Source organism: Neobacillus niacini, from assembly GCF_023715785.1.
Lineage (GTDB): Bacteria > Bacillota > Bacilli > Bacillales > Cytobacillaceae > Neobacillus > Neobacillus niacini_E.
Map to the genome: position 1 here is coordinate 33,946 of NZ_JAMBOX010000026.1, position 7,424 is coordinate 41,369.

Below are 7,424 nucleotides of genomic sequence, written 5' to 3' on the forward strand. Positions count from 1 at the left end.
GGATTCTATTTTTCCAGGAGTGAAGAACATTGACCAGGGAGGTAATCAAGAGTGTCGGCATCGATATCGGCACGAGCACAACGAAATTAATCATGAGTGAATTGACGTTGGGGCGGGTATCGAGTCATTTTGCCCTGCCGCATTTCGAGATTATTGATCGGCAAGTGACGTATGAGAGTGACATCATTTCTACTCCGCTTAAAAGCGAAGATGAAATCCATCTTCAGTCGTTGATAAATTGGCTCCAACGAGAATACAACAGAATGGGTGTATCTTTACCTGACATCAAATCTGGTGCTGTCATCATCACAGGCGAAACGGCGATTAAAAAGAATGCCGATGCGATTCTTCATTATTTGGCGGAGCGATCCGGAGATTTTGTTGTCGCTATTGCGGGGGCCAGCCTTGAGGGTGTCTTGGCTGGCCGGGGCTCGGGAGCGTACGAGCGTTCGAAAACGCAAAGGGGTGTCGTGGCGAATGTCGATATTGGCGGCGGTACGGCGAACGTTGTGCTTTTTCAACAGGGCAAGGTGCTTGAAACGATTACCTTTCATGTTGGCGGCAGGCTGGTCGAAATAAGTTCCGAGGGTGAAATACTGGCGGTATCGCCATCGTTAAGGCCCTGGCTTGATTATAAAGGTATAAGCCTCAAAAATGGAATGAGCCTGTCGTTGGAACAATTCAGAGAGGTTAGCAAACAGCTATGCCACGATATGCTTGGCTGTTTGGCAGGAAAAACATCGATTGCCGCCCTCCAGTGCTTGGTCCATAGTTCATCATGTGAAACCCTTCCGGAAATACATGAGGTGGTGATTTCGGGAGGTGTCGGCAGACTGACACATGAGCTTCCACCAGCGAGACTTCCAGAGGTGGCTATTTACAATGATATTGGCCCATTGCTTGCTTCAGAGCTGATGGAGGCGTTAAAGCGTTACCCATTCCATGTTGCTGCTGCTGCCCAAACCACAAGAGCGACCGTAATCGGGGCCGGAATGCAGTCGACAAAAATTAGTGGGGCCACGATATCCATCCAGCCAGATCAATTGCCATTGCGAAATATTCCGGTAGTGAAGGTGCAAGTTTCCCAATCAGGGCAAGAGAAACAATTGGAATTAGAGTTCTTGAAAGGAAAAGAGCTTTATGCGGATCATGATAGCTTGCCATTTGCCATCAGTTTGGGCGGGCTGCCTTATATGCCTTATCAACAGCTCAAGGAACTGGCATGCATATTCGGTACTCTTTACACACGGCTTTTTCCTAGTGCTTCAGTCCTTGTTGTCATTTGTGAAAATGATATGGCAAAAGCCTTAGGACAGCTATTGCGTCTATATTCAGTGTCCGCGATTGATGTTATCTGTATTGATCAAATTGTCATTGACCATGGTGATTACATCGATATCGGCGAACCGCTTCATGACACAATGGTCCCTGTAGTGGTTAAAACATTGGCGTTTTCATAGGCAGGAGGTGAAAAAAGTGAAAACCCAAATTACACTGCTTCATAAAACCTATCAGTTTTCCGGATTAAAAGAAATCCTCGCAAAGGCAAATGAGGAGCGCTCCGGAGATCAGCTTGCGGGCATTTCGGCAAATGATGCCCAGGAACGGCTCGCCGCCAGGCATCTCCTGTCACAGTTAACCTTGAGCGATATCCGCAACAACCCGGTGCTCCCGCCTGAAGAGGATGAGGTATCACGGATCATTGAGGAATCCATCAATGAAAAAATCTATCAATCTATTGCAAATTGGACTATCAGTGACCTGCGTGAAAGCCTGCTTGACACAAACACAACCAACCAGGAAATCATGAGAATCCGCAAAGGGCTGACAAGCGAGATGGTCGCTGCGGCCGCAAAAATCATGTCCAATCTCGATTTGATTCAGGCAGCTTCAAAAATTGAGGTCGTCACCCAGTGCAATTATCCAATCGGCCATAAAGGGACGCTTGCCGGTAGGGCCCAGCCCAATCATCCCACCGACAGCATTCAAGGAATTAGGGCTTCGCTTTATGAAGCGTTGAGCTATGGGATTGGAGATGCGGTCATTGGTGTCAATCCGGTGATTGATACTGCCGAGAGCGTGAAACAGATTCTGCAAATGACACGGGAGGAAATCGACCGCTTTCAAATTCCGACGCAGAATTGTGTTCTAGCCCATGTTACGACGCAAATGCGGGCAATTAAAAATGGTGCTCCGTCGGATATGCTGTTTCAAAGCCTAGCCGGGACTGAGGCAGGAAATAATGCTTTTGGCATTAGCGTTGCCCTGCTAGACGAGGCAAATGAGCTGATTCAAAAAGAAGGAACTGGTACCGGTCCGAACCTGTGGTATTTTGAAACCGGACAGGGGTCGGAGCTGTCATCCGATGCACACCATGGGATTGACCAGGTGACGCTAGAGGCAAGATGCTACGGTCTTGCGAAAAAATATAACCCGTTTATTGTCAACACGGTTGTCGGCTTTATTGGTCCTGAGTACCTCTACAACAGCAAACAGGTCATCAGGGCGGGGCTCGAGGATCATTTCATGGGGAAGCTCCAGGGCATTCCGATGGGAGTGGATGTTTGCTACACGAACCATATGAAAGCTGATCAAAATGATATGGAAAACCTCGCCGTTCTGCTTGGCTCTGCCGGGGTCAACTTCCTAATTGGCGTGCCGATGGCTGACGACTGTATGCTCAATTATCAATCGACAAGCTTCCATGATATTGCAACGGTGAGAAGTGTCCTTGGCTTAAGACCGGCGACATTGTTTGAGAAATGGCTGGAGAAAATGGGGATTATGGAAGACGGCAAATTGACAGTGCGGGCGGGGGACCCGACCTTATTTATCTAAAACAGAAGGGAGGCAGGCTCAGAGTTGCAGGATAAACAAATTGAATTTATTGTCCAAAAAGTAATGGAACAGCTGCAAAAACAATTTCCGGCGGCTCCGGAAACGGTTACGCCAGAACCTGTTACAGAGACAACAGGATTGTTTTTTACAGAAGAGGACTGGCAGACTTCAATACCGAAACCCGTCTATCAAGAGGGGACTTCCGAGTTAACATCATCGACTCCGGCACGGATTGGGGTGTGGCGAGCCGGGACCCGCCCGTTGACCAAAACGATGCTGAAACTTCAGTTTGACCATGCGGCAGCAATTGATGCGGTAGGCGGTGAGGTCTTGGAAAAAACGCTGCAGGAATTTGATTTATTTACTGTGGAGACGTGCTATGAAAACAAGGAGGTTTATTTAAAGCGTCCCGACAAGGGCCGGGTATTGACAGACGCTGCCGTCCAAACCATTAAAGAAAAATGCATGCACCGGCCACAGGTGCAAATCGTGGTTTCCGACGGGCTAAGTGCTAGTGCCGTGGAAACCAATTTGAAGGATGTGTACCCGGCTTTGCTAGATTCACTGAAAATCAACAATCTCACCCCGGGAACGCCTTTTTTTGTCAAGGGGGGCCGGGTTGCGTGTATGGATCATATCGGCGAGATTCTCGAGCCGGAGGTGCTCGTGCTGCTGATCGGGGAACGGCCTGGGCTTGTTTCCGCCAGTTCGCTGAGTGCCTACATGTGCTATCGGCCGCGGAAGGGAATTGTCGAGTCTGACCGCAATGTGATTTCTAATATCCACCCGCTAGGCACACCACCAATCGAAGCAGGGGCCCATATCGGCACAGTGCTACGAAAAATGCTGGAACAAAAACTGAGTGGTGTCAAATTGGAATTATAGTGAGCAGCCTTGGTCAAAAGAGTGATTCTAAGAAAGGAGGGGGCGCGGATGGAGGTTGTGATCGGCTTTGCCTTAGTGATTATCACGCTGTTGACAGGTACGGCAATTGGCATCAATGCCAATAAGAATGTAAGAGCCTTTAAAGAAGAAGAGCATGAAATTTTTGTCGGCCAAAATGACAAATAACCAGGAAGGAAGGGGAAAACCGAATGAAAAATAAAGACCAACAAATGTTGGAAGATAGGAAACAGCTGAACAGGTATGGCTATGCCCAAGAACTCTTGCGTGACATGGGCGGTTTTTCAAACTTTGCGATTTCATTCTCGATTATTTCGATATTAACCGGTGCCGTTTCCCTTTATGGGCACGGGTTAACGTACGGCGGACCGGGAATGATGGGGTTTGGCTGGACAATCGTCGCCTTTTTCGTCATGCTAGTAGCCGCCTCGCTTGCCGAACTCGCATCGGCGATTCCAACCGCAGGGGCCCTATACCACTGGGCTGCGACCCTTAAGGGCATCCGGATTGGCTGGTATACAGCCTGGATTAATTTAATTGGACAAATTGGTATTGTTGCCGGAATTGATTACTCTTGCGCCTTATTCGCTGATCCGCTCCTAGCAGCCGTTTTTGGTTATACCTCTACTGAAACCACTACTCTAGTCGTTTTTGGCGTCATTCTCCTATTGCACGGAATCCTCAATCACGTGGGTATTAAAATCGTTGCCAGATTAAATGATTTCTCCGCCTGGTATCATATGGTGGTTGTTGCCATCCTGGTGGTCAGCTTGGCCTTTTTTACAAAAAACGGCCTGCAGCCAATCGAGTATTTATTCCAGGTTGGGCAGACTTTTTCCGACAAGCCCTATATTCTTGCCTTCCTGATTGGATTATTGCAGGCCCAGTGGACCTTCACGGGCTATGATGCTTCTGCCCATACAATTGAAGAAACGGTTCACCCACGCGTTCGCGCACCATGGGGGATTTTTAATTCAGTTGCCTTTTCGTTTGTTTTTGGGTTCATTATGCTCTCCTTTGTCACGCTATCGATCACGGATGCGGCCGGTGCAGTTAACTCGGATAATGCCTTTATCTTTGTCATCAGTCAAGCATTGGGCGGCACCTTCGGGTCGATTGTGTTATGGCTGGTTACCTTTGCCATGTTCTTCTGCGGCCTGTCGTCGATTACCTCTTTTTCAAGGATGATGTATGCTTTTTCAAGGGATAACGGCATGCCGTTAAGCCGCCATTGGGCCGAAATCAGCCGCAAATACCGGACACCAGCAAAAGCGATTTGGCTGTCGGTTGTGCTGTCGTTCATATTGGCCCTGATTGATTACGTAACGAAGTTGCTTAATCCTGATGCCGGCTATTCCACCATTGCCTTCTTAACTGCGATTAGTGTGGTTGGGCTATATATCGCCTATGGCATTCCGATTTACTTGAAACTGGAGGCCGAGGCCAAGGGAATCTTTAAGCCTAAGCATTATGGTCCGTGGAGCCTTGGGAAATGGAGCAAACCAATCAATGTCCTCAGCATTATTTGGATCATTTTCATCTCCATCATGATGATTATTCCGCCAAACCAAATGGCGGCCTATGCCCTTGCCGGAATGTTTATTATTTTGATAATCATGGACCTTGCCTATTACAAGAAACACTTCAAAGGCCCGCAGGCTGCCCTTGAAAAATCGCTGGAGGAGATTAGAAGATTAGAGGATGAATTCGAACACGAAAACCATTAAAAGATGAAGTGCCCGTCAAGCTTAAACGGGCACTTTGTTTTTTGTGAAAAAGTAAAAAATGGGAAAGGGCTCATTCTCCTTTCCCAAACACATTAGCATCTTCTTTTCCGTTTTCTATATACCCACATATTCCCGCCCTTCCAACAGCCTTTAGCCTGATGTCTGCCGTTGGCCGTATTCCGCCAAGGGCTGCAGCTTAAACCGCTAAGGTGATGACGGGATGTTCTTTTTCTTGAAGTGTGGCGGTGGCTGCTGGAAGTTCGGCGCCTTGTTGTCATGGAACTTGAAGTCCGGCGCTGCCTTGATGTGCCGCGATGCCTTCCGGGGTCCATGAACATAAAATCGCCGAACCCACTGAGTCTTGCTTCATCTGCACCACGTTGAATATCTTCGGGTGAAAATTCTCTCTCTGCCATTTTTGCACCTCCTTTTAAAATAGAAAAGGGAGTACGAAGCGTCATGTTTCATTCGGTTAGAAACCCACTCCTCTTTTACCAATTTACGTATATCTTCCTGCTTTTGTATCGGACAAAAGCCTAAGAGGTGAAAAAATGCATGGAAAACGTGACGTTGCCCCTTTTTCAACATAAAAATAAGGGGAGGGAGGTGTTAAAGATGGACAATGTCAAACTACCGCATTATAAGGTCTTCATTAATCCTATCGACCTCAAGGAATTAAGGCGGGATATCTGGATTGATGAACCGCTGCCGGCCAAGTTAACGATTGATGGGAAAAAACTGGAGGTGGACCTCGCCTACCGTGGGTCCCATATCCGCAAGTTTCCCAAAAAGTCATATCAGTTTTATTTTTATAAACCAAAAACATATCGCGGGTCACGAGAGATTCATTTAAATGCCGAGTTTAAAGATCCATCGATGATCCGCAATAAGCTTTCCTTTGATTTTTTTGCTGACATTGGCTCATTGGCGCCAAAATCGCGCCACGTCTTTTTGACATTGAATGGTGGAGTGGAAGGAGTATATTTGGAAATCGAGTCAGTCGATGAGGGGTTCTTAACCAGAAGAGGACTCCCGAAAGGCAGCATTTATTATGCAATCGATGGCGATGCGAATTTTTCCCTGATGAGCGACCTCGATAAGGGAACGAAAAAATCATTGAAACAGGGCTATGAAAAAAAGTTTGGTGCAGCCTCTGATGATGTTTACCTGGAGAGACTGATTTATAACATAAATACGATTCCTAGACAAGAATTTGGACGGGATATCCCTAAATATATAGACGTGGAGAAATACTTGCGCTGGATGGCCGGGATCATTTTCACCTCGAATTACGATGGCTTTGTTCATAATTATGCGTTATACCGGAATGGGCACAGCGGACTATTCGAAATGATTCCGTGGGATTATGATGCCACCTGGGGCAGGGACGTGAACGGGAAAATGATGGTGGCTGATTATGTGCCCATAACAGGGTTCAATACCTTAACGGCAAGAATTCTCGACGTAGACGTGTTTCGCAAGCAGTACCAAAAGCTGTTGGTTGACATCATGAACCAGCAATTTACCGTAGAATATATAACACCGCGGGCCGAAGCACTGCTCCAAGCCATCCGCCCCTTTATCATGAAGGACCCCTACAAAAACCAAACCATCGACCAATTCGACCAAGAACTCAAAATCATCACAAACTACATCAACCAAAGAAGAAACTACCTAAAGAGCAGGCTGTATAAATTGGATTAGAGTAAGGGTGTCAGGCACCTTGTGAAAATTTCACATGGTGCCTGACACCCTTTGCTGTATTTTCACCTTTTTTATTGTGTTTTGGTCACAAACCACCACCTTCCATCGTTATGTGTGCAGAAAGGTAAAAAGGGAGCATTCCTGTTAGAAGGATTTTCGGGGACTTGAACAAAAAAAGCCCTCTTGGTATGATGCGGGGTGTCAAATCTGCAGAATTGACCCCTAATTTGATAACCAAGGAGGACTCCATAT

Annotated in this window: 7 protein-coding genes; 6 read left to right on the plus strand and 1 reads right to left on the minus strand. The window is 47.0% G+C overall.

All coding sequences use genetic code 11. The features are described from left to right. Positions 1-29 precede the first annotated feature (29 nt). The 5 genes from M3234_RS27045 (at position 30) to M3234_RS27065 (ending at position 5,468) form a co-directional block, all read left to right on the plus strand. Positions 30-1,460 (plus strand): ethanolamine ammonia-lyase reactivating factor EutA, encoded by a 1,431-nt coding sequence (locus tag M3234_RS27045; RefSeq protein ID WP_262307638.1) that lies wholly within the window; start codon positions 30-32, stop codon positions 1,458-1,460. A gap of 16 nt (positions 1,461-1,476) precedes the next feature. After that, entirely contained in the window at positions 1,477-2,838 is a 1,362-nt protein-coding gene (locus M3234_RS27050) for an ethanolamine ammonia-lyase subunit EutB (RefSeq protein ID WP_262307639.1), read from the plus strand. Between the two features lie 63 nt (positions 2,839-2,901). Beyond that, the gene (gene eutC, locus M3234_RS27055) at positions 2,902-3,723 is read left to right on the plus strand and encodes an ethanolamine ammonia-lyase subunit EutC (RefSeq protein WP_262307646.1); all 822 of its coding nucleotides are present in this window, start codon (positions 2,902-2,904) and stop codon (positions 3,721-3,723) included. A gap of 48 nt (positions 3,724-3,771) precedes the next feature. Then, positions 3,772-3,909, plus strand: a complete 138-nt coding sequence (locus M3234_RS27060; protein ID WP_262307640.1) for a hypothetical protein — start codon at positions 3,772-3,774, stop codon at positions 3,907-3,909. A gap of 23 nt (positions 3,910-3,932) precedes the next feature. Then, on the plus strand, positions 3,933-5,468 hold the full coding sequence (locus tag M3234_RS27065; protein WP_262307641.1) for an amino acid permease: 1,536 nt from the start codon (positions 3,933-3,935) through the stop codon (positions 5,466-5,468). Between the two features lie 92 nt (positions 5,469-5,560). On the opposite strand, the gene M3234_RS27070 is transcribed toward M3234_RS27065, so the two are convergent. Then, a complete protein-coding gene (locus M3234_RS27070) occupies positions 5,561-5,884 on the minus strand; it encodes a CotG/ExsB N-terminal domain-containing protein (RefSeq protein ID WP_262307642.1) in 324 nt (107 codons plus the stop codon). 199 nt (positions 5,885-6,083) lie between these two features. On the opposite strand from M3234_RS27070, the gene M3234_RS27075 reads away from it, so the two are divergent. After that, positions 6,084-7,172, plus strand: a complete 1,089-nt coding sequence (locus M3234_RS27075) for a CotH kinase family protein (protein ID WP_262307643.1) — start codon at positions 6,084-6,086, stop codon at positions 7,170-7,172. Positions 7,173-7,424: the final 252 nt, after the last annotated feature.